At 65.2% G+C, this 20745-nt stretch carries 21 protein-coding genes; 9 read left to right on the plus strand and 12 right to left on the minus strand.

All coding sequences use genetic code 11. The features are described from left to right. Positions 1-14: 14 nt before the first annotated feature. Positions 15-659: a glutathione S-transferase family protein gene (locus I6F37_RS23670; protein WP_035997331.1), complete on the plus strand. Its 645-nt coding sequence runs from the start codon at positions 15-17 to the stop codon at positions 657-659. A gap of 7 nt (positions 660-666) precedes the next feature. Here the strand turns inward: I6F37_RS23670 and I6F37_RS23675 are convergent, their stop codons facing one another. The 3 genes from I6F37_RS23675 to I6F37_RS23685 all read right to left on the minus strand — a co-directional run bounded on the left by I6F37_RS23675 (position 667) and on the right by I6F37_RS23685 (position 3451). Beyond that, a complete protein-coding gene (locus I6F37_RS23675) occupies positions 667-1452 on the minus strand; it encodes an enoyl-CoA hydratase/isomerase family protein (protein WP_035997217.1) in 786 nt (261 codons plus the stop codon). A 123-nt stretch (positions 1453-1575) separates the two neighbouring features. Beyond that, complete coding sequence (locus I6F37_RS23680; protein ID WP_035997220.1) at positions 1576-1794, minus strand: hypothetical protein; 219 nt, start codon at positions 1792-1794, stop codon at positions 1576-1578. Positions 1795-2005: 211 nt separating this feature from the next. Then, entirely contained in the window at positions 2006-3451 is a 1446-nt protein-coding gene (locus I6F37_RS23685) for a TAXI family TRAP transporter solute-binding subunit (RefSeq protein ID WP_051056807.1), read from the minus strand. Between the two features lie 403 nt (positions 3452-3854). Here I6F37_RS23685 and I6F37_RS23690 point away from each other — a divergent pair, with 403 nt between their 5' ends. Beyond that, entirely contained in the window at positions 3855-4202 is a 348-nt protein-coding gene (locus tag I6F37_RS23690; RefSeq protein ID WP_050995827.1) for a DUF3307 domain-containing protein, read from the plus strand. A 281-nt stretch (positions 4203-4483) separates the two neighbouring features. Further along, positions 4484-4882, plus strand: a complete 399-nt coding sequence (locus I6F37_RS23695; protein ID WP_035997226.1) for a hypothetical protein — start codon at positions 4484-4486, stop codon at positions 4880-4882. Here I6F37_RS23695 and I6F37_RS23700 read toward each other — a convergent pair. Both I6F37_RS23700 and I6F37_RS23705 read right to left on the minus strand, forming a co-directional pair. Further along, positions 4879-5193, minus strand: a complete 315-nt coding sequence (locus tag I6F37_RS23700; protein ID WP_225146281.1) for a YkgJ family cysteine cluster protein — start codon at positions 5191-5193, stop codon at positions 4879-4881. The genes I6F37_RS23695 and I6F37_RS23700 overlap by 4 nt on opposite strands. 5 nt (positions 5194-5198) lie before the next feature. Further along, positions 5199-5897 (minus strand): YafY family protein, encoded by a 699-nt coding sequence (locus I6F37_RS23705; RefSeq protein ID WP_025033709.1) that lies wholly within the window; start codon positions 5895-5897, stop codon positions 5199-5201. Positions 5898-6010: 113 nt separating this feature from the next. Between I6F37_RS23705 and I6F37_RS23710 the strand changes: the two genes are divergently transcribed. Next, positions 6011-6286, plus strand: coding sequence for a hypothetical protein (locus tag I6F37_RS23710; RefSeq protein WP_225126601.1), 276 nt, complete (start codon positions 6011-6013; stop codon positions 6284-6286). Positions 6287-6324: 38 nt separating this feature from the next. Continuing rightward, on the plus strand, positions 6325-7053 hold the full coding sequence (locus I6F37_RS23715; protein WP_036021027.1) for a glutathione S-transferase family protein: 729 nt from the start codon (positions 6325-6327) through the stop codon (positions 7051-7053). Between the two features lie 260 nt (positions 7054-7313). On the opposite strand, the gene I6F37_RS23720 is transcribed toward I6F37_RS23715, so the two are convergent. The 6 genes from I6F37_RS23720 to I6F37_RS23745 form a co-directional block, all read right to left on the minus strand. Continuing rightward, complete coding sequence (locus I6F37_RS23720) at positions 7314-8465, minus strand: ABC transporter substrate-binding protein (RefSeq protein WP_225126599.1); 1152 nt, start codon at positions 8463-8465, stop codon at positions 7314-7316. Between the two features lie 90 nt (positions 8466-8555). Then, a complete protein-coding gene (locus tag I6F37_RS23725; protein WP_212260090.1) occupies positions 8556-8975 on the minus strand; it encodes a thioesterase family protein in 420 nt (139 codons plus the stop codon). Positions 8976-8998: 23 nt separating this feature from the next. After that, complete coding sequence (locus I6F37_RS23730) at positions 8999-9760, minus strand: SDR family NAD(P)-dependent oxidoreductase (RefSeq protein ID WP_225152843.1); 762 nt, start codon at positions 9758-9760, stop codon at positions 8999-9001. A 25-nt stretch (positions 9761-9785) separates the two neighbouring features. Further along, entirely contained in the window at positions 9786-11669 is a 1884-nt protein-coding gene (locus tag I6F37_RS23735; protein ID WP_225152845.1) for a feruloyl-CoA synthase, read from the minus strand. Positions 11670-11679: 10 nt separating this feature from the next. Further along, a complete protein-coding gene (locus tag I6F37_RS23740) occupies positions 11680-12489 on the minus strand; it encodes a crotonase/enoyl-CoA hydratase family protein (protein WP_035997250.1) in 810 nt (269 codons plus the stop codon). A 342-nt stretch (positions 12490-12831) separates the two neighbouring features. After that, entirely contained in the window at positions 12832-13677 is an 846-nt protein-coding gene (locus I6F37_RS23745) for an SDR family NAD(P)-dependent oxidoreductase (protein WP_225152846.1), read from the minus strand. 182 nt (positions 13678-13859) lie between these two features. Here I6F37_RS23745 and I6F37_RS23750 point away from each other — a divergent pair, with 182 nt between their 5' ends. The 4 genes from I6F37_RS23750 to I6F37_RS23765 all read left to right on the plus strand — a co-directional run bounded on the left by I6F37_RS23750 (position 13860) and on the right by I6F37_RS23765 (position 19142). After that, entirely contained in the window at positions 13860-15356 is a 1497-nt protein-coding gene (locus tag I6F37_RS23750; protein ID WP_035997259.1) for an aldehyde dehydrogenase family protein, read from the plus strand. 233 nt (positions 15357-15589) lie between these two features. Beyond that, positions 15590-16717 carry an alkene reductase gene (locus tag I6F37_RS23755; RefSeq protein ID WP_225152848.1) on the plus strand — a complete coding sequence of 376 codons (1128 nt, stop codon included), beginning with the start codon at positions 15590-15592 and terminating at the stop codon, positions 16715-16717. A 151-nt stretch (positions 16718-16868) separates the two neighbouring features. Next, positions 16869-17372, plus strand: a complete 504-nt coding sequence (locus I6F37_RS23760) for a GFA family protein (RefSeq protein ID WP_036021041.1) — start codon at positions 16869-16871, stop codon at positions 17370-17372. A 108-nt stretch (positions 17373-17480) separates the two neighbouring features. Next, on the plus strand, positions 17481-19142 hold the full coding sequence (locus I6F37_RS23765; RefSeq protein ID WP_225152850.1) for a thiamine pyrophosphate-binding protein: 1662 nt from the start codon (positions 17481-17483) through the stop codon (positions 19140-19142). Positions 19143-19303: 161 nt separating this feature from the next. On the opposite strand, the gene I6F37_RS23770 is transcribed toward I6F37_RS23765, so the two are convergent. Then, positions 19304-20683, minus strand: a complete 1380-nt coding sequence (locus tag I6F37_RS23770; RefSeq protein WP_036021046.1) for an LLM class flavin-dependent oxidoreductase — start codon at positions 20681-20683, stop codon at positions 19304-19306. Between the last annotated feature and the right edge of the window lie 62 nt (positions 20684-20745).

A 20745-nucleotide genomic window follows, 5' to 3' on the forward strand; every position in this document is an offset into this window, starting at 1 on the left:
AGATGGAGACTGCCATGACCGATCCGAACCGCATCACCCTGTTCTATTCGCCGCAGACGCGCGCCACCGGCACGCGCGTGCTGCTCGAGGAACTGGGGGCACCTTACGATCTCCATGTCCTCAACATGAAGGCCGGCGATCAGCGCAAGCCCGCCTATCTCGCCCTCAACCCGCTCGGCAAGGTGCCGGCGATTCGCCACGGCGAGGCGCTGGTGACCGAGCAGGTCGCGATCACCATCTATCTCGCCGACCTGTTCCCGCAAGCGGGGCTGACCCCCGCCCTGAACGATCCGCTGCGCGGGCCTTATCTGCGCTGGATCGCCTATTATGGGTCGTCGTTCGAGCCGGCCTTGATCGACAAGTTCATGCAGCGAGAGCCGGCGCCGATCACGCAATCGCCCTATGCCGATTACGATACGATGCTGGGTGCGCTCGAGGCCCAGTTGGCGAACGGGCCCTATCTGCTCGGCGAGCGCATGACGGCGGCCGACGTATTGTGGGGCGTCGCGTTCAGCTGGACCATGATGTTCGGCATCGTGCCGAAGAAGGATGTCTTCGTCCGCTATGCGGAGCGCATGACGGCGCGGCCGGCGTTCCAGCGCATCAATGCCGCAGATGCGGAGATGGCGGCGCAGCATGCCGCCGCGGCGGGTGGATGAGAGGGCGTCAAAATCGCGGTGCCCGCTTGTCGGCGAACGCCTTGATGCCTTCCTTGATCTCGTCGCCGCGCATGCTGTCGCGGTGGCGCCGGTCGGCGGCGCCTTCATCGAGCTCGCCGCGGGCGAACTCGTTGATCGCGCGCTTCATGCCGCGCATCGCTTGGGGGGCGTTGCCGGCGAGGATCGCAGCGAGCGTGTCGACCTCCTCGTCCAGGAATTCCAGCGGCACCATTGTGGTGAGATAGCCGATGCGCAGCATCTCCGGGGCGTCGATCTTCTGCGCGGTGAGGAACAGCTTCTTCGCATTGTCGACGCCGAGGCGGGTCACGTAGCGCTTGATGCCGCTCGGGTAGTAATGCAGCCCAAGGCGCGCCGCCGGCATGAACATTTCCGCGGTATCGACGCCGACGCGGAAATCGCAGGCGAGTGCGAGGTCGGTCGAGCCGCCATAGACGCCGCCATTGAGCCGGCAGATGGTCGGCACGCCGAGATCCTCGAGCCGGTTGACGACGGCCTCGAAGGCCGAGCCCGCGCTCTGCTGCTCGCCCGCGCTGACCGCGCGTTCCGCGACCGAATTGAGATCGTAGCCGGCGGAGAAGGCGCGCCCGGTTCCGGTCAGCACCAGCACGCGAATATCGGGATCGGCCTCGACCCGGTCGAACAGTCTCGTCAGCTCGTCGAGATCCTCCGCCTCCAGCCGGTTGAGATGTTTCGGCCGGTTGAGGCGGATGGTGGCGCGGGCGCCGATGATTTCGAGCAGGGGGCTAGATGCTGCGTCGGCTGTGTCCGACATTCTCGTCTCCGTTGTCGGCGCCAAAGTGCCCGCCCGGGCGGAGGCCGTCAACGACGGCGCCGGTCGTTTGCCGCGCCGCTGCAGCGGGCCTGCCGTCCACGCCGCCGTCCCTGGCGGGGTGCCTTACCTGAAATGTGGCGGCTCGTCGTAGCCGCGGCGGCTGCTGAAGAACAGCAGCACCATCAGCCCGACGCCGACAATGACGGAAAACCCCGCGCCCAGCGCCAGTGCCACATAGCCTTCCGTCGGGATCGGCTCACCTTCGACCGCCATTGCGGAATAGGCGAAGTAGCCGGCCGCCGCCAGCATTGCCAGAAGGAGGATGATGAGGAGTGCACGCATGCCGCGTTCTCCGGTTGCAACCGGAAACCAACGGTTGCGGGTGGGCAGGGTTCCAGACTGGCTGGCGATCGGACGGGTAGCCTCCGTCTCGTGCCCCGGACGCGGCGCAGCACGAAGTGATGCACCGCAGGACCGGTTCCTGGGTCCGGCTCAGCGCTGCGATGCCTTCGGCATTGCAGCTGTCCGGGACACGACAACGGTGGGGCGGCTGTCAGGCGCTCTGGGCGGTCTTCACCACCACGACATTGCTGTCGTCTGACGGAGCCGGGCCGGCATCGCGTACCGTCTTGTCGGCTTCGCCGGCATGACGTTTCAGATAGTCGCGGCGCATGCCGATCTCGTCACGGACGAATTCGTAGCCGAGCTTGAAGGTGTCGAGCCCGTCGGTACTGATGGTGCCGTCCCTGAGGCCGATGACGGCACCGCGCAAGATGGTCTCGAGCTCATCCTGGAGACATTCGAGCTGATCCAGCGAATGGGCGTGCTCGATCCGCTCGCCGATGTCGAGGATGGCGGTCGAGAGCTCGCTGGCCTTCTCCGGCGCGATGCGGGTGATCTTGGCGTAGATCGCGGCGAAGATCGAGCCGATGACGCTGAGCGCTGCGGCGGCCAGATACATCAAGTCGCTGTACTTATCCACGAACGACTTGGTATCGTCGTTGATGTAGTCGGCGGCGCCCCGATGTGCGACCACGAAGGCGTCCTTCTCGACCGAGGCCGGCTCGATCCTGGTGGCAAAGCCGTTGTCGAGCCCGAGCGCCGCCTTGTTCTCGTAGACGATGCGGGCGAGCTCGCCGGCCGTGCTTGGGGACATCCGGGATTGCGCGACCAGCAGCCATTCGAGACCGATCGTGTCGAGATCGTCGTCGGGAATCTGCGGGGATGTCGACACCGAACCGGCTGTCACAGTCTCGTCGGAAATGCCGGGAAATTTGCGCGCCAGCGTCTTGGCTTCTTCGATGGTGTTCAGTGTGAAGCCGCCGCGCTTGGCGGCTTGCTCATAGGATTTGTCCCGGACCGCCTTCGAGGCGTGGACGATCGCGAGCACCGCGCTGAAGCCGTTTGCCGGGGCGAACAGCTTGTCGAGTGTCGCGCCCTGCGGCGCCATCTGGATCTTCGCAGCCTCAGGGCCATCGGGGACGTCGAGGATGCTGCGGACGAAGGCGAGCGAGGTTTCGTTCTCGGCGACGACCGCGACCTTCTTCTTCTTCAATTCGGCCAGCGACTTGATCTTCTTGTTGCCGGGACCGAGCAGGAGCACGAGATCGTGCTCGAGGATCGCGAGCGTGCGCGCCCGCAGCGGCACCTTGGCGTCGGTGCGCAGCACGGCGAGGTCGGCCTGCCTGCGGTCGAACTGCGCGAGCGCCTTGGCATTGTCGGCGTTGTTGACGATGTTGATCCGCAAGCGCGAAGCGTTGTTCTTCAGGAGGGCGGCGAGCTTGGCCGCGAACAGCGCCTCATCGCTGTTGGGGCCGCCGACGGCAAAGGTCAGCGTCTCCGAATTGTGCACCAGCGTGCGGCCGGCCCAGACGGTGGCGAACGACAGCAGCAGGGTCAGCACGACGTAGAGGAGAACCTGCTGCTGGTTGGTCTTGATCACCTTGGGGCGCCGGGGCGGCGGCATGGTCGGCGATGCGATGGGGCCTTCGGTACTCATGGCGGCACTCTGGCCTTATCGTTTGGCTGGCGGCGGCGCGTGGCTTGGAAGCGCGGCGGGCCCGGTAATTCGTAAACGCCTGAAAAAAGAACGATATTCCCGATCGCCGATGATAGCGCGAAGGCAGCGGAATGCAAATTTCGAGCCGGAGGTAACCTTACTCGATATGTCCGCGGCGATTGGCCATCCTATCACCGGTTAGCCACACTTGGCGATTTTCCGGTTCCACCCGGCTGCATTCCGCCGCGGGAGATGTCATAAATTGCGCGTCCCGGCGATTTGACCGGTCCAAGAAGAAGTTGCGCTGAACGCTCCAATTCTTCTCGTCACGTCAATGAGGGCGTCAGCTTTGTCGTTTCCACCCATGTCATCGGCGATTCCGGTTGAAGCGCTCATTGGCTGGATGTTGCTGCTCACCTTCAAGCACGTCATCGCCGATTTCGTTCTTCAAACCGCCTGGATGGCGCACGGCAAGGATCAGAAGCATGGCTGGGCCCTGCCGCTCCTGGTGCACTGCCTGGTCCACCTTGCCGTCGCGCTGCCGCTGATCGTGATCGTGGCGCCGCGATTCTGGTTCGTGGCCTTCTTCGACTTCCTGATCCATATCACGATCGACCGCGCCAAGGGATACGTCTCCGCCAATTTCGGCGTCGACCTCGCCCATCCCTGGTTCTGGACCCTGATCGGCGTCGACCAGGCGCTGCACCACCTGACCGGCTTCGGCCTCGCGATCTTCATGGCGGCGAACTGAAGGTCGCCTTTGGGCCTTTCGGGGAGAGGCAATCGCCATCAGCACGAGGGATCATCATGCCCGGGCTTGTCCCGGGCCTCCACGTTCTTCGTGCCTCCTGGCTTTCCGTGAAGGGTCGGGACAAGCCCGGCCATGACGCCGCGGAAGACTTTGAAAACCCCACCAAGGCGTCCCACCGATTCGCGGCCGACGCGCAACCACCCCGGGTGACTACCGGGCAGCGTGGTTAACCTTTCGTTAGAGAATTGCGCTGCATCTTCCTTACACGAGGGAGAACTGCAATGTTTTCAAGCCGCGACGCCTTTGAAAGCGATTTCTGCCCGGTCCGCGACGAGCTCCTTGGCGAGATGTATCGCGCCAGCGAGAGTGGCCTGCCGAGGCTGGTTGAGAGTGTTTCCCCTGACGTGCGCGCCAGGCTGGCGCTGTTCTGCTACCGCCGTAGCCATTTGCACTCGCTGGCGGTCGCGATCGCAGCGAGCTGCAGCGAGCGCGACCTGATCGAGAATGGCGGCCGCGTCGGCTCGACGCTCTTCGCGCTGTCGCGCGAAGGCACCGCGAAAGCTTCGACGTCGCTGACGGGTGGGCGCAAGCCGATCACGCTGTCGACCAAGCCGCTCTCGGTGCTCGCACCGCTCGATGACGAGCTCGACGACGAGATCGGCGAAGCCGTCCCCGCCTAAGCGGCCTCGATAACGGGCAGGCCGAACTTCCGCCGCGCCATCGCGCATTCGGCGTCACCAGGCATGCAGGTGCGGCACACCTCCGGCCGCACGTCATAGATGCCGCAGGCCGTCATCCTTCCGATCTCGCCTTGCAATGCCGCGCAGCGATCGCCCTCGCAGCGCATGCCCGATTGCCGGTCGTTGACGAGCGCCTCCGGGATCAGCTCAAGCTCCTCGTCGCTCTCGATCGAGAAGCGCGGCCAGTTTTGCGAATAGCCGCAGCAGGCGCCGCAGCCCTGGCAACAGCTCGACAGCTCGGTCTCGTCCATCGTTCTCACGTGTCCTTCGGCGGACCCCAGACCAGGCTCTGCCGCCATCTCGCGCGCAGCACGTCGCGCCGTTCCGGATATTTCTCGTCGAGATAGGTCGCCTCGACCACGCGGTCGGTGCGGAAGCTGCGGAAGTCGCCGCGCAGCTCGCACCAGGCCGCCAGCAGCCGCACGGCTTCGAGATAGCCGACCGAGATCGGCCAGATCATGCGCTCGCTGGGGCGGCCCTGTTCGTCGCGATAGCGCAGCATGATCTTCTTGCCTTCGTGGATCTGGGTGCGGGTGCGCGCCATGTCCAGGCGGTCCGGTTCCCGGTTCCAGCTCGGACGCGCCCGGCTCGCCGGCTCCAGTACGAAGGGGCGCAGGCGCTCCGGGACGGTATCGGCGATCTTGGCCATCAAGTCTTCGGCCGCGCGCGCCAGCGCGGAATCGGCGTGGCCTGCGACCCATTGCGCGCCCAGCACGGCCGCCTCGATCTCGTCCGGCGTCAGCATCAGGGGCGGCAGGTCGAAACCCTTTTCCAGGATGTAACCCATGCCGGCTTCGCCGCGGATCGGCACGCGCTGGCCGATCAGGGTTGCGATGTCGCGATAGATGGTGCGCTTCGAAGTCTCGAGCTCGGCCGCGATCGCGTCTGCCGTCAGCGGCTTACGCGTGCGCCTTAGCACCTGGATGATTTGAAACAGCCGGTCGGCGCGTCTCATGACAGTTCTCTTCTCGAACGACGGATCAGAAATCGGCGCGCGGCTGCTGACAGGATGTTGGCAGCAGGGGGGTTCTATACCGGGACAACACATCGACTGAAGAGGATTTGTCCATGATCATTCCAACCCATTTCGGCCAGGCCGGTCCACTGTGGCGGGCGCAGCTGTGGCACGGCCAAATGTTGCGGGCTTGGGCGTTTGGCCGCCTCGTTCCGCTCGATCTCATGGCCGTTGATCTCCGATTTGCGCTCGCAAGCGTGGTGACACGCTCGCTGAACCATGCCGCGAATGCGCTGGTCCGCCATCTGATGGGCCGCGCCTGGCGCGGGGCCCGCTTCGCAGAAGATATCACGGCTGCTGCCACCATGGTGGCAGCAGCCGGCCGCTAGGTTCCTTCCACTCGTTCGACAGGTTCAGGAGAGCTTGCATGATCACGCTTTACGGCTTTGGCGCCGGCTTCGGCCTGCCGGAAATCAGCCCCTTCGTCACCAAGACCGAGGTGCAGCTCAAGATGGCGGGACTGCCTTATCGGAAAGAGCGGGCGATGCCGCCGGCCTCGCCCAAGGGGCAGCTGCCCTTCATCGACGATGGCGGCGAGGCGGTGGCCGATTCCACCTTCATCCGGGCCCATATCGAGCGCCGCTACGGCTTCGATTTCGATGCCGGCCTCACCTTGGCCGAGCGTGCGCAGGCCTGGGCGTTCGAGCGCATGATCGAGCACCACGTCTATTGGGCGCTGGTGGGCGCGCGCTGGGTCGATCCGGTCAATTTCGCCAAGGGGCCCGCGCATTTCTTCGACGGTGCGCCGGAGCACAATCGCGAGAAGCTGCGCGAGGACGCTCAATTCCGCGTCGCCGAGAACTATCTGCTCTCTGGCCTCGGCCGCCATGCGCCGGATGACGACGTCGATCTTGCCGTGCGTTCGCTGTTCGCGCTGTCGGTGCAGCTCGGCGACAAAGCCTTCCTGATGGGCAACAGGCCCTGCGGCGTCGATGCCACTGCGTTCGGTATGCTCGCCGGCGTCCTCTCACCGTTCTTCGAATCCGCCTTGCGCGAGCGGGCCGAGGGATTTCCGAACCTCACCGCCTATGTCGACCGCATGATGGACGACTATTATCCGGAATTCGCCTGGACGCCGCTGCGGCAGGCGGCGTAGCCGCGGTGCATCGGCTGACTCGGTGCGACCTCTCCCGCTTGCGGGAGAGGTCGGCGCGAAGCGCCGGGTGAGGGTTTTCTCCTCTAGGGGGTTTTCTCCGTAAGTCTCGGAGGGTCCCAACGCGGAGGCACCTCTCCCCAACCCTCTCCCGCAAGCGGGAGAGGGGGCGCACCTGCGCCGGTGCCGCAGCTCACGCCATTGACCAAACAAAAGAGCCGGCCCATCGGGCCGGCTCTCGTTGTCTGAAATCTTCGCAGCGCCTACTTCACCAGCGTGTACTTGCCGTCCTTCACCGTGAGCAGGATGCGCGAGCGCTCGTCGAGGCCGTAGCGGTCCTTTTCAGTGAAGTTGTAGACGCCCTGGCTCGCCGCCAGCTCCTTCTCCGTCAGCAGCGCCTGGCGGATGGCCTCGCGGAATTCCGGCGTGCCGGGCTTGGCCGTCTTCAACGCCGCCGGAATGACGCGCTTGAGGATCTCGAACGCATCAAAGGAATGGCCGGCGAACTGGCTGCGGCTGTTGGGGCCGTACTTTGCCTCGTAGGCGGAGTTCAGTGCGAGGCCGGGCTTCTTGGTCAGCGCGCTGTCCGGCTGTTCCTCGGGGGCCATCACGGGACCCGAGGCCATCAGCACGCCTTCCGCTGCTTTGCCGGCAATGCGGATGAAGTCCATGCTGGCGGCGCCGTGGGTCTGGTAGATCAGGCCCTTGTAGCCGCGCTCGCGCAGCTCGGTCTGCGGCAGCGCGGCCGCGGTGCCGGACGCGCCGACCAGGATGGCGTCGGGATTGGCGGCGACGAGCTTCAGCACCTGGCCGGTCACCGAGGTGTCGGGACGAGCGAAGCGCTCCTCGTCGACGATCGTCATCCCCATCGGCACGGCCTGCGCCTTTAAATCGTTGAACCAGAGGTCGCCGTAGGAATCGGAATAGCCGATGTAGCCGAGCGTCTTCACGCCCTTGGCCTTCATGTGGTCATACAGCACCTTGCCGACGATCGGAATCGGCTGCGGCATCGCCACCGACCACTTCATGCGCTCCGGCGTGATCGGGAAGGGCGCCAGACCGAAGTGCGGGATACCGGCCTCGTTGGCGACGTTGGAGACCGCGATGGTCGGCGGCGTCAGCGCCGAGCCCATGATGATGTCGGCCTTGGATTCGGTGACGAAGCGGCGGGCGTTGGTGGTAGCGGTGGTGGGATCGCCGCCGTCGTCGAGCACGATCACCTTCAACGGCACGCCGCCGATCTCCTTCGGCACGAATTCCAGCGCGTTGCGCTCGGGAATACCGAGTGCCGCACCTGGACCGGTCGTGGTCGTGGTGATGCCGATGGTGACTTCGCTGGTCTGGGCCAGCGCGGGCAATGCCGGCAGGGTCAGCGCAGCCGCAGTGATGGCAGCGGTTAAATAAAAGCGTTTCATCTATTCCTCCCTTGACGTGTTTATTTGAAAGCAGAAATCGCGGGGTAATTCAGCCCCGTCTTTTGGTGATGCGGCGATTTAGCTCCGGACTTAACTCCCCGTGAACTTGGCTACCATTTCCGCCGGGAATGGTGCGGATTTCAGCTTGTCGTGGTTATCAGGGTCGCGGCCCACCAGGACGCGGGTCTCGAAACCCTCGATCGCGAGCGCCTCGCCCTTGTAGACATTGTGCTTCACCTCGAAGCTCGAGCGCTTGATGCTCTCGATTCTGGTCTCGATGGTGATCCAGTCGCCATAGGTCGAGGGGATGTAGAACTTGGCCCGCGTGTCGACCATCGGGATGCCCACCAGGCCGTATTTGCGGACCAGGTCCTGCTTGGAGAAGCCGGCGGCCTCGAACAGGGTCGAGGTCGAATCGTCGAACATCGCGAAATAGCGCGGATAGTAGACGATGTTCGCGGGGTCGCAATCGCCCCACTGGATCTGGACCTCGCGCCGGTTCACGAACATGAGCGATGCCTTACTTCGCGAATTTACTTGGGCGCCATGCGCAGCGAGCCGTCGAGGCGCACCACCTCGCCGTTCAGGTAGGCATTCTCGACCATGTGCAGCGCGAGCGCGGCGAACTCGTCGGCCTGGCCGAGCCGGCGCGGGAAGGGGATGGCGGCGGCGAGCGAGTCTTGGGCCTCCTGCGGCAGATTCGCCAGCAGCGGCGTCAGGAACAGGCCGGGGGCGATCGTCAGCACGCGGACGCCGAACTGCGCGAGCTCGCGCGCGATCGGCAGCGTCATGCCGACGATGCCGCCCTTGGAGGCCGAATAGGCGGATTGGCCGATCTGGCCGTCATAGGCGGCAACGGAGGCGGTGTTGATGATGACGCCGCGCTCGCCGGTCGCCTGCGGCTCAAGCTTGGACATTTCGGTGGCGGCGAGGCGCAGCATGTTGAAGGTGCCGATCAGGTTGACCTTGATCACCTTGTCGAAATCCGAAAGCGCCATCGGGCCGTCGCGGCCGACCACGCGCTTGGCGACGCCGATGCCGGCGCAATTGACCAGCACGCGCGCCGGGCCATGGACCTTGGTCGCCTGCGCGATCGCGGCTTCAGCGGAGGCGGCATCGGAGACGTCGCAGGTGACGGCCACGCCCTTGATCTCTGCGGCGACCGTTTCGGCCAGCTTGGTGTTGAGGTCGCACACCGCGACCTTGGCGCCCTGTGCGGCCAGCTTTCTCGCGGTGGCCGCGCCCAGTCCCGATGCGCCGCCGGTGACGATGGCTGCCTGATCCTTCAACAACATGGCGTTCTCCTTTGGCGATATTTTTCTAGGTGACCGATATCACACGGTTCGACGGATTGGCAGCGTAGAGCTCCTCGATCAGCTCGCCGCGATGCTCCAGCACTGCGCGCTGGTTGATCGAGCCCTTGTCGGTGACTTCGCCTTTGTCGATCGAGAGTGGCGTGTCCATCAGGATTGCGCGCGTGATCCGTGTCGAGGATCCCGTGGCCTGGCCGAGGAAACGGGTCAGGCGCTCGCGGAAAGCCTCGCGCACCAGGCGGTCGCGCGTCGCGACGACGAGATCGTCGGGCGGCAGCGTCGGGTTGATCAGCCGGCAGCCGTCGAGATCGAGCACGACCAGCGCGGAGATCTCGTCGCGGTTGATGCCGGCGATGACGACGTCGCGCACCAGGGGCGCGCAGGCCGCGGTGAGGCGCGCGCGCAGGGGACCGACGCTGACCCAGGTGCCGCTCGCGAGCTTGAAGTCCTCGCTGACGCGGCCGTCGAAATCGAAGCCGGCGTTGAAATCATCGGGATCGGCGGGCTTGAGCGCATCGCCCATCTTGTAAAATCCTTCCTCGTCGAAGGATTTTGCCGTGATGTCGGGTTGGCGCCAGTAGCCAGGCATCACGTTCGGCCCCTTGGCGCGCACTTCCAGCTTGCCGTTGTTCGGCACCAGCTTGGCGTCGTTGCCGGAGACGGGCAGGCCGACATGGCCGGAGCGGCTGGTGCGCGGATTGACCGACATGAAGAACGGCGCGGTCTCGGTCGCGCCGAGACCGGTCAGCATCGGCACGCGATAGCCCTTCTCCTTCGCCGCGAGCTCGTCGAGGCTGTCCCAGACGAACGGCGACAGCGCCGCGCCGGAGAAGAACATCGCATGCAGCCGGTCGAAGAACTTGGCGCGCAAGCCCTGGTCGTCGCGCAGATAGGGCAGCAGCGATTCATAGCCCTTGGGCACGTTGAAATAGACCGTCGGTGAAATTTCCCGGAGATTGCGCACGGTCTCCTCGATGCCCCCAGGCACCGGCTTGCCGGCGTCCAGATACATCGAGCCGCCGTTGTAGAGCGTCAGGCCGATGTTGTGATTGCCGCCGAAGGTGTGATTCCACGGCAGCCAATCGATGATGACCGGCGGCTCGTCCTTCAGGAAGGCGAGCGTCTCGCGCAGCATCACCTGATTGGCGCAGATCATGCGCTGGGTGTTGATGACGGCCTTGGGATTGCCGGTCGAGCCCGAGGTCAGCAGGAATTTTGCGATCGTGTCGGGGCCGATCCTGCCGTGAACGTCGTCGAGATCGCCACGGATCGGCGTCGCCATCAGATCGGCCAGCAGGGTGACGTCGCGGCCCGGCACGTGGCCATAGGACGCGGCGATCTCGGTGCCGAGCGAGACGTTGGCGGCGAGCGCATCGGCGAACTTGTCGGCATCGTCAGCGAAGACGAGGCCCGGCGTCAGCAGCTTCATCAGATAGGACAGCTTGCCGTAATCCTTCGACACCAGCGAATAGGCCGGCGACACCGGGCAGAACGGAACGCCGGCATAGAACGCGCCGAACGCCAGGAGCGCGTGGTCGATCGAATTACCAGAGAGGATGACGACCGGCCGCTCGGCCGACAGGCCGCGCTGGATCAATGCGGAGGCGATGTGACGGCTCGCGGTGAGCAACTCGGCATAGGTGATCTTGCGCCAGCCGCGGCCGCCTTCGCGCTCGGCCATGAAGACGCGGTCCGGCGTCGTCGTGGCCCAATGATGCAGGCGGTCGGTGATGCGGACCGGATAGTCGCCGAGCGGCTGCTTTGGCCGCAGGTAAATCGTGCCGTCGTCGCGCCGCTCGATGTTGACGACGGGATTGCCGAACGAGATGGGCCGCAGCGGGAAATTGCTCGCGCCGCGCTCCATGCCGGAAGAGGACGGCTGGGCGCTCATGACTTTACGCTCATGATTTGGGCTTCACCTTCGCGGTCTTGTGCTCGAGGAATTCGCGGATCCGCCGCTTGGCCTCCTTGTCGCTCTGCGCGACGGTGGCCATCAGCGACTCCATCAACAGGCCGGTCTGCGGATTGGCCTCTGCGATCATCGGCAGCGCCTGGAGCACGGCGAAATTCGTCAGCGGGGCGTTGGACGCCACCTTGGTCGCAAGCTCCAGCGCTTTGCCGAGCCCGTTGCCGGCCTCCGTCAGATATTGCGCAAAGCCGTAGGACGCGCCCTCGGTCGCGCTGTAGACGCGTCCCGTCAGCATCATGTCCATCATCCGGGCAACGCCGATCAGCCGCGGCAGCCGGACCGAGCCGCCGCCGCCGACGAAAATGCCGCGCTGCCCCTCCGGCAGCGCGAAATAGGTCGAGGGCTCGGCGACGCGGATATGGGCCGCGCAGGCAAGCTCCAGCCCGCCGCCGATCACGGCGCCCCGGAGCGCTGCGATCACGGGCACGCGGCTGTACTGGATGCGGTCGAACACCCGGTGCCACATCTGGGAGTGCAGGAGCCCGCCGGTGGCGTCGTGCTCGGTCAGCTCGGAGAGGTCGAGGCCACTGGAGAAATGGTCGCCGATACCGTGGATGACGACCGCGCCGATATCCTCGGGCAGGTTCGCAAAACACTCGCCGATTTCCAGGATGATGCCGTCATTGAGCGCATTGCGCTTGGCCGGCCGGTTCAGACCCACGGTCAGAACCCGGTCCGCCCGCTCGATCCTCAACAGCCCGGAGGGACCCGCATTCGCGGTCTCGGCGTTTCCTTGTGTCATTTGCGTCCTTGTCAGAATAGTTATGTTGTATAACGAATTTTGGGGGAGTCAAGGTGGGGCAAGGCCAGGTGGCCGTGACCCCACCCTCCCGGGAGGCCGAGGCGAGCGCAGGGCTATCGCATTTGAGATTTCCCTGCGGCCATCCTTCGAGACGCCCGCTTGAGGCGGGCTCCTCAGGATGAGGTCGGAGTGCGCGGCAGCAGTTTCAACGGGCACTGACGCCGATTAGCCTCATCCTGAGGAGGCGCGTCAGCGCCGTCTCGAAGGACGAGGCGTGCGCGCAGACCGCCGCCACAAGTCATATGCGATAGCCCTGGGGGCGAGCGAGAGAGCGGTGCAGGCCTACTCTCGCGCCACAAACTTCGCGAACGCATCGGCGTAATCCGGATGCCAGCGCGACAATGGCGGGCGGTTCTCGACGATATCGCCGGCCGCCCAGAGCATGCGCTTCTCGTCGAGCGCGCGCGGCACGTCATTGTCCGGGCAGAGAATGTAGAAGTCGCCGGCCTCCAGCCGCGCCAGCACGAAATCGACCGTCTGCTCCGGCGTCCAGGCGCCGGCCGGCTTCTCGGTGCGTCCCTTTGCGGTCAGGCCGGTGAAGACGAAGCCCGGGATCAGCAGGTGCGCCGTGACGCGACAGTCATTCGTGTTGCGCAACTCGTGCTGGAGCGCCTCGGTGAAGGCTTTCACGCCGGCCTTGGAGACGTTGTAGGCGGGATCGCCGGGCGGCGTGGTGATGCCCTGCTTGGAACCGGTGTTGATGATGAGGCCGCGCCTGCCACGGGCGATCATGTTTGGCGCGAAGATGCGCGAGCCGTTGATGATGCCCCACATGTTGACGGCGATGATGCGTTGCCAATTGTCCGGCGCGTCGAACAAGGTGCTGCCGGGCTGAATGCCGGCATTGTTCATGAGGACATCGGTGCCGCCGAACCGCGCGTGGACGGCGCGCTCGAGTTCCGTCACGCTCTCGATCTTGCTGACATCGACGGCCGAGGTCATGACGTTTGCGGCCGATGTTACGGATGACAATTTTGTTGCAGCTTCTGCCAAGCGTGTCTCGTCGACATCCGCGATACATACCTTCATTCCAGCGCGCGCAAATGCCGCGGCGGCGGCAAATCCGATGCCGGCTGCGCCACCCGTGATCACGGCAACATTGTCCTTGACGATGGCGGGATGTGACATCGAGCGTCTCCGTGGAAAGCCTTCAGCCGAGCTATAGCATGGCAGCGATGCGACCCTGCACAAGTCGGCATGGGAGGTCTTCGTTCCGCGCTGCCTTTACGCCTATCAGGCGCGGCTGTATCCTCGGCCGAACGATCCCGCCCAGATCGAACCAATCAATTCAACTGACAGGGAGTGCAGCCATGGCTGTGTCGCAGGCTATTCCGATCACGCGCCATCCGTTCGCCAACGGGTCCTACAAGCAGATGCTGATCGACGGCAAGTGGGTCGATGCAGCCTCGGGCAAGCGCTTCGAGACCCGCAATCCCGCCACCGGCGAGCTGCTCGCAACCGTCGCCGAAGGCGACAAGGAAGACATCGATCGTGCGGTCGCGGCCGCGCGTCGCGCTTTCGAAGGCCCGTGGAGCAAGGTCAAGCCGTTCGAGCGGCAGAACCTGCTCCTGAGGCTCGCCGATCTCGTCGAGAAGAATTTCGACGAATTGTCGCAGCTCGACACGCTCGACATGGGCGCGCCGCTGAGCCGCACCCGTGCCTACCGCCTGCGCGCCGTCGGCATGCTGCGCTATTACGCCGGCCAGACCACCGCGATCCACGGCGAGACCATCGAGAACTCGCTACCCGGCGAGATATTCTCCTACACGCTGAAGGAGCCGATCGGCGTCGTCGGCGCCATCATTCCCTGGAACGGGCCGCTGACCGCGACGATCTGGAAGATCGGTCCGGCGATCGCGACCGGCTGCACCGTGGTGCTCAAGCCTGCCGAAGAAGCGCCGCTGACCTCGCTGCGCATCGCCGAGCTCGCAATGGAAGCGGGCGTGCCGCCCGGCGTCATCAACGTTGTCCCCGGCTATGGCGAGACCGCGGGGGCGGCGCTCGCCTCGCATCACGACGTCGACAAGGTCGCCTTCACCGGCTCGCATGTCACGGGGCAGTCGATCATCCGTGCGTCCGCCGGCAATCTCAAGCGCGTCTCGCTCGAGCTCGGTGGCAAGTCGCCGGACATCGTGTTCGCCGATGCCGATCTCGACGCCGCCGTGCCCGGCGCGGCGATGGCGGTGTTCGCCAATTCAGGGCAGATCTGCAGCGCCGGAACGCGTCTGTTCGTCGAGCACTCGATCTATGACGAATTCGTCGGCCGCGTCGCCGAGTTCGGCAAGAAGCTGCAGGTCGGCAACGGCCTCGATCCCAACGTGCAGATCGGGCCGCTCGTCTCGGAGCAGCAGCTCGAGCGCGTCACCGGCTATCTCGACATCGGCCAGAAGGAGGGCGCGAGGGCGCTTGCCGGCGGCGGCCGTGTCACCGAAGGCGCGCTGTCGAAGGGCTTCTTCGTCTCGCCGACGGTGTTCGCGGGTGTCGAGGACAACATGCGCATCGCGCAGGAGGAGATTTTCGGCCCCGTCATCTCCGCAATCGCGTTCAAGGACATGGACGAGCTGGTCAAACGCGCCAACAACACCACGTTCGGCCTCGGCTCCGGTCTGTGGACGCGCGACGTCAGCAAGGCCCATGCGGTGGCGAAACGCTTGCGTGCCGGCTCGGTGTGGGTCAACTGCTACCAGGCGATGGATCCGGCCGTGCCGTTCGGCGGCTACAAGATGAGCGGCTACGGCCGCGAATCCGGCAAGCAGCACGTCGAGGAATATCTCAACGTGAAGGCCGTCTGGATCAAGACGGCGTAAGGCCGGCTCTCCTTCGCCTCTCCCCGCTTGCGGGGAGAGGCGGAATTCGCGCAACGCGCGGATTCCGGGTGAGGGGGACTCTCCGCGAGTCCACTCTCACCGCGATTGCCGAGGCAGCCCCTCACCCCAACCCTCTCCCCGTAAGAACGGGGAGAGGGAGAACAACCACCGCCTTCAGGCGGTCAGTCTCCCTCACAATCATCTGCATCCTTTCAAAGACATCCGGGGACCACATGAAATTCGAAGCCTTGTTCAAGCCGTTGCAGGTCGGTCCCTACCAGCTCGCGCATCGCGTCGCGATGGCGCCGCTAACGCGCATGCGGGCCGAGCGCGACACTTTCGCGCCGCGGCCACTCAACGCCGAATATTACGGCCAGCGTGCGACGAAGGGCGGCCTGATCATCGCCGAAGCCTCGCCGGTGCTCTCGCACGGCCGCGGCAATCCGGCGACACCCGGCATCTATTCGGAGGCGCAAGTCGAGGGCTGGCGCAAGGTGACGGATGCCGTGCACGCCAAGGGCGGCATCATCTTTCTCCAGCTCTGGCATGTCGGCCGCGTCTCTCATTCCTCCTTCCACGGCGGCGAGCTGCCGGTTTCGGCCTCGGCAATTCCGATCAAGGCCGAAGGCATGAAGGCGATGACGGCCGACGGAAAGATCGCCGACTACGAGACGCCGCGCGCGCTGGAGACTGATGAGGTGAAGGGCATCGTCGAGGCGTTCCGGCAGGGTGCCAAGAATGCGCTCGCCGCCGGCTTCGACGGTGTCGAGATCCACGGCGCCAACGGCTATCTGCTCGAGCAATTCCTGCAATCGCGCAGCAACCAGCGCACCGATCAATATGGCGGCGGAATCGAGAACCGCGCGCGCCTTCTGCTCGAGGTCACTCAGGCTGCGATCGACGTCTGGGGCTCGAACCGTGTCGCTGTGCGGCTGTCGCCCTACGGCATCGCCAATGATTCCGGCGAGCCCGATCCGATGCCGCTCTATATCCATGTCGTGAAGGCGCTCGAGAAGCTGGGTTTGGCGTACCTGCATTTCATCGAACCGCGCTCCAGCGGCTCGGGCCGCGCCGAGGTCAACTGGCAGAACGTGCCATCGGCGATGGTGCTGTTCCGTCCGCTCTACAGCGGCGTGCTGATGACCGCCGGCGGCTTCACCGGGGAGACCGCGAATGCGGCGATCGCCGACGGACATGCGGACATCATCGCCTTCGGCCGCATCTTCATCTCCAATCCTGATCTGCCGCGTCGTCTCGAGCACGGCTACCCGATCACGCCGTATAATCGCGCGACGTTCTACAGCGGCGAGGAGAAGGGGTACACGGATTATCCGGTGTATGACGAGCTGACGCCGGCTTGATCTGTCATTCCGGGGCGCGACGAAGTCGCGAACCCGGAATCCATCGGGCCGCATACCTGGACGTGGGATGGATTCCGGGCTCGATGCTTCGCATCGCCCCGGAATGACGAGCTTGCTTCGCTGCGCTAGCAATGACGACGGAGAGACGTCCATGGCCAAAGCCGCAGCCGCCGCAGGGATCGCCACCGGCCAATGCCTCTGCGGCAAGGTCGCCTTCGAGATCGACGTGCCCGCGCGCTGGGCCTGGCACGATCATTCCGCTGCCAGCCGCCGCGCCCATGGCGCGGCCTACGCCACCTATGTCGGAAGCTGGAAGAAGCGCTTCCGCATCACCTCGGGCAAGACCGCGCTGACCCGCTACGAGGACAAGGCGACGAAGATCGCGCGCAGCTTCTGCTCGCATTGCGGCACGCCGATCATGTACGAGCGCCCGCGCGGGCCGCACATGGTCAACATCCCGCGCGCCCTGTTCAACGAGCGCACCGGCCGCCAGCCGCTCTATCACATCGCCATCGAGGAGCTGCAGGAATGGGCCTATACCGGCGAGCCCCTGGTGCCGCTGAAGGGCTTTCCCGGCGTCGTCTGGCAGCGCTCGAAAAGGAAGAAGCGCGCTGGCGGGGACGACCCGTTCGAACTCGGGCGGGAGGAGATGTAGCGCCTCTCCCGCGCAACGCAGCCATGACCGCGCTTCCTTGCGCCTCTGCCAGCATCTCGGCCATCATGCTTTCGGTCCTTGCGGCAACGGTCCGCTCCTGGAGGAAACATGAAGAACAAGATCACCGGCCGCTCCGCCTTTCTCGCGCTGCTCAAGGACGAGGGCATCACGCATCTGTTCGGCAACCCTGGAACCACCGAACTGCCGATCATGCATGCGCTGAAGGACCATCCCGATCTCACTTATGTGATGGCGATGCAGGAGAGCCTGGTGGTCGCGATCGCCGACGGCTACAGCCGCGCTTCGGGCAAGCTCGTCGCCTGCAACGTTCACGTCGCGCCCGGCCTCGGCAACGCCATGGGCTCGCTCTACAACGCCCAGTTCACGGGCACGCCGATGATCCTGACGGCGGGCCAGCAGGAGCAGGGCCACGGTCTGATGGAGCCGGTGCTCTATGGTCCGCTGGTGCGCATGGCCGAGCCGCTGGTGAAATGGGCGGTAGAGGTGACACGGCTGGAGGACCTGCCGCGCATCGTGCGCCGCGCCGCCAAGGTGGCGATGACGCCGCCGACCGGGCCGGTGTTCATCTCGCTGCCCGGCGACATCCTCAACAGCGAGGCGGGACTCGATCTCGGTCGTTCCACCCGCATCGATGCGCGCACGAAACCTTCGGACGAGGCGCTGAAGGCCTTTGCCGCACGTCTGCTCAAGGCCGAGCGTCCCGTGATCGTGACCATGGACGAGGTGGTCAAGAGCGATGCTTTGACGGAGGCGGCTGAACTGGCCGAGCTGCTCGGCGCTGCGGCCTATCAGTCCTCGACGCCCTACGGCTCGCACTTTCTGTCCGAAAGCCCGAGCTTCGTCGGCACGCTCGCGCGCGTGCAGAAGGCCGCGCGCGATACGCTCGCGCCGTACGATCTGCTGATCGCGCTCGGCGGCGATCCCTTGCGGATGTCGGTCTATAGCGAGGTCGATGCGCTGCCGGAGGGTCTCGGCATCGTGCAGGTCGGCCTCGTCGATTGGGAGATCGCCAAGAATTACGGGGCCGAGATCGCGCTGAAGGCGGATCTGAAGCAAACCCTGCGCGCGCTGATCCCGGTGCTGAAGGAGATGGGCGGCGCGGCACTCGCGAGCCGCGCCAAGCAGCGCCTCGCCGAGCTCGCGCCGAAGAGCTGGACCGCGCGCCGCGGCGCTTTGGTCGAGCAGATCGGCAAGAGCGCCGGCCGCACACCGATCGATCCGGACTTCCTCGTGCTCCAGATGGTCGAGGCAATGCCTGACAATGCCATTCTCGTCGACGAAGGCCTCACCTCCAGCCGCCAGGTCACGGCCCTGCATCCGCATCGCGACCGCTACGGCTATCACGGGCTCGCCTCCGGCGGCATCGGCTGGGGTTTGCCGGCCTCGGTCGGCGCCAGCATTGCCAATCCCGATCGCCCCGTGGTGTGCTTCTCCGGCGATGGCAGCGCGATGTACTCGATCCAGTCGCTCTGGACTGCCGCTCACCACAAGCTGCCGCTCAACGTCGTCATTGCCAACAATGGCGGCTATCGCATCATCAAGCAGCGCCTGCTCGCCTTCCACGGTGATGACAATTACGTCGGCATGGACTTCGTCAATCCGCCGGTCGATTTCGCCGGCGTCGCCAAGGCGCTCGGCTGCGAGGCGATCAAGGTGAGTGATCCCCGTGAGCTGAAGGCGACGCTGGCGTCGGCGTTTGGCCGGCCGGGAACCAAGCTGATCGAGGTGATGGTGGACGGGAAGGTGTAGCCCCGCTGTCGTCCCCGCGAAGGCGGGGACCCATACCGCGTGATCTATCGACTGCGGCTGGTAGGCGTACCGAACTCCCGAGTCTTCGCCAAACTACTTCCTGTGGTTATGGGTCCCCGCCTTCGCGGGGACGACAGCCTGGCTGTGGCGCGATCTTCCGCCTACCCCTTCTTCCCCACGCGATACTCCGCCGCGGGATGCGGCGCGTCGAGGCGCGCGCGGCCCTCGCCGAACAGTTTTTCCCGCAACGTGCCCTTGGCGTACTCGCTCTTGTACCTTCCGCGCCGCGTCAGCTCGGGCACCAGCATGTCGGCGATATCCTCGAAATCGCCGGGCGAGATCGCGAACGCGACGTTGAGGCCGTCGACATCCGTCGCCTCGAACCATGCTTCGATCTTGTCTGCGACCATCTCGGGCGTGCCGACCACGACCGGGCCAGCGCCGCCGATGCCGACATGCTCGATGACGTCGCGCACGGTCCAGACGCGGTCAGGGTCGGCGCGGGTCACGTTGTCCATCGCGCTGCGGCCGGCATCGTTCTGGACGTGGCGCACCTGCTGGTCGAGGTCGTAGCCGGAGAAGTCGACGCCGGTCCATCCCGACATCAGCGCCAGCGCGCCTTCTGGGCTGATGTGGCGGCGGTAGTCGGCGTATTTTTCCTTCGCCTCGGCTTCCGTCCGTCCGAGGATGATCGTCATCATCGAGAACATCAGGATCTCCGCCGGATCGCGGCCGAGTGCGGCCGCCTCCTGCCGGATTGCGGAGACGCGCGGCGCGATCACCTTGGCTGACGGTCCCGACATGAACACGCACTCGGCGTGCCTGGCCGCGAACTGCCGGCCGCGCGGCGAGGTGCCGGCCTGGTACAGCACGGGCGTGCGCTGCGGCGAGGGCTCGCTGAGGTGAATGGTGTTGTTGATGCGGTAGTTCGCGCCCGCATGATTGACGCGATGAACTTTTGCCGGGTCGGTGAAGATGCCGCGCTTGCGGTCGCGCAGCACGGCATCGTCTTCCCAGCTGCCTTCCCAGAGCTTGTAGACGACCTCCATATATTCGTCGGCGATGTCGTAGCGGTCGTCATGGCCGGTCTGCTTGTCCTTGCCGGCACCGCGCGCGGCGCTGTCGAGATAGCCGGTGACGACGTTCCAGCCGATCCGCCCCTCGGTGAGGTGATCGAGCGTCGACATCCGCCGTGCGAACGGATAGGGCGGCTCGAAGGACAGATTGCTGGTGACGCCGAAGCCGAGATTTTGCGTCACCGCCGCCATCGCCGACAGCAGCAGCAGCGGCTCGTTCGACGGCGTCTGCGCTGCATTGCGCAAGGCTGCGTCAGGGCTGTTGCCATACACGTCATAGACGCCAAGCACGTCGGCCAGGAACAGCCCGTCGAAACGGCCGCGCTCCAGCGTCTTGGCGAGATCGATCCAGTAGGACAGGCGGTTATACTCGGCGGTACGGTCGCGCGGATGGGTCCACAGGCCCGGTGATTGGTGTGCGACGCAATTCATCGCAAAGGCGTTGAGCCTGATCTCTTTGGCCATGCTGGTCCCTCGGCGCCCTGTACTGATCGCTCTTCGAATGATAGATGTGCGCCCCAACTTGG

It is taken from the genome of Bradyrhizobium sp. NBAIM08 (genome assembly GCF_020193935.1).
GTDB classification, from domain to species: domain Bacteria; phylum Pseudomonadota; class Alphaproteobacteria; order Rhizobiales; family Xanthobacteraceae; genus Bradyrhizobium; species Bradyrhizobium yuanmingense.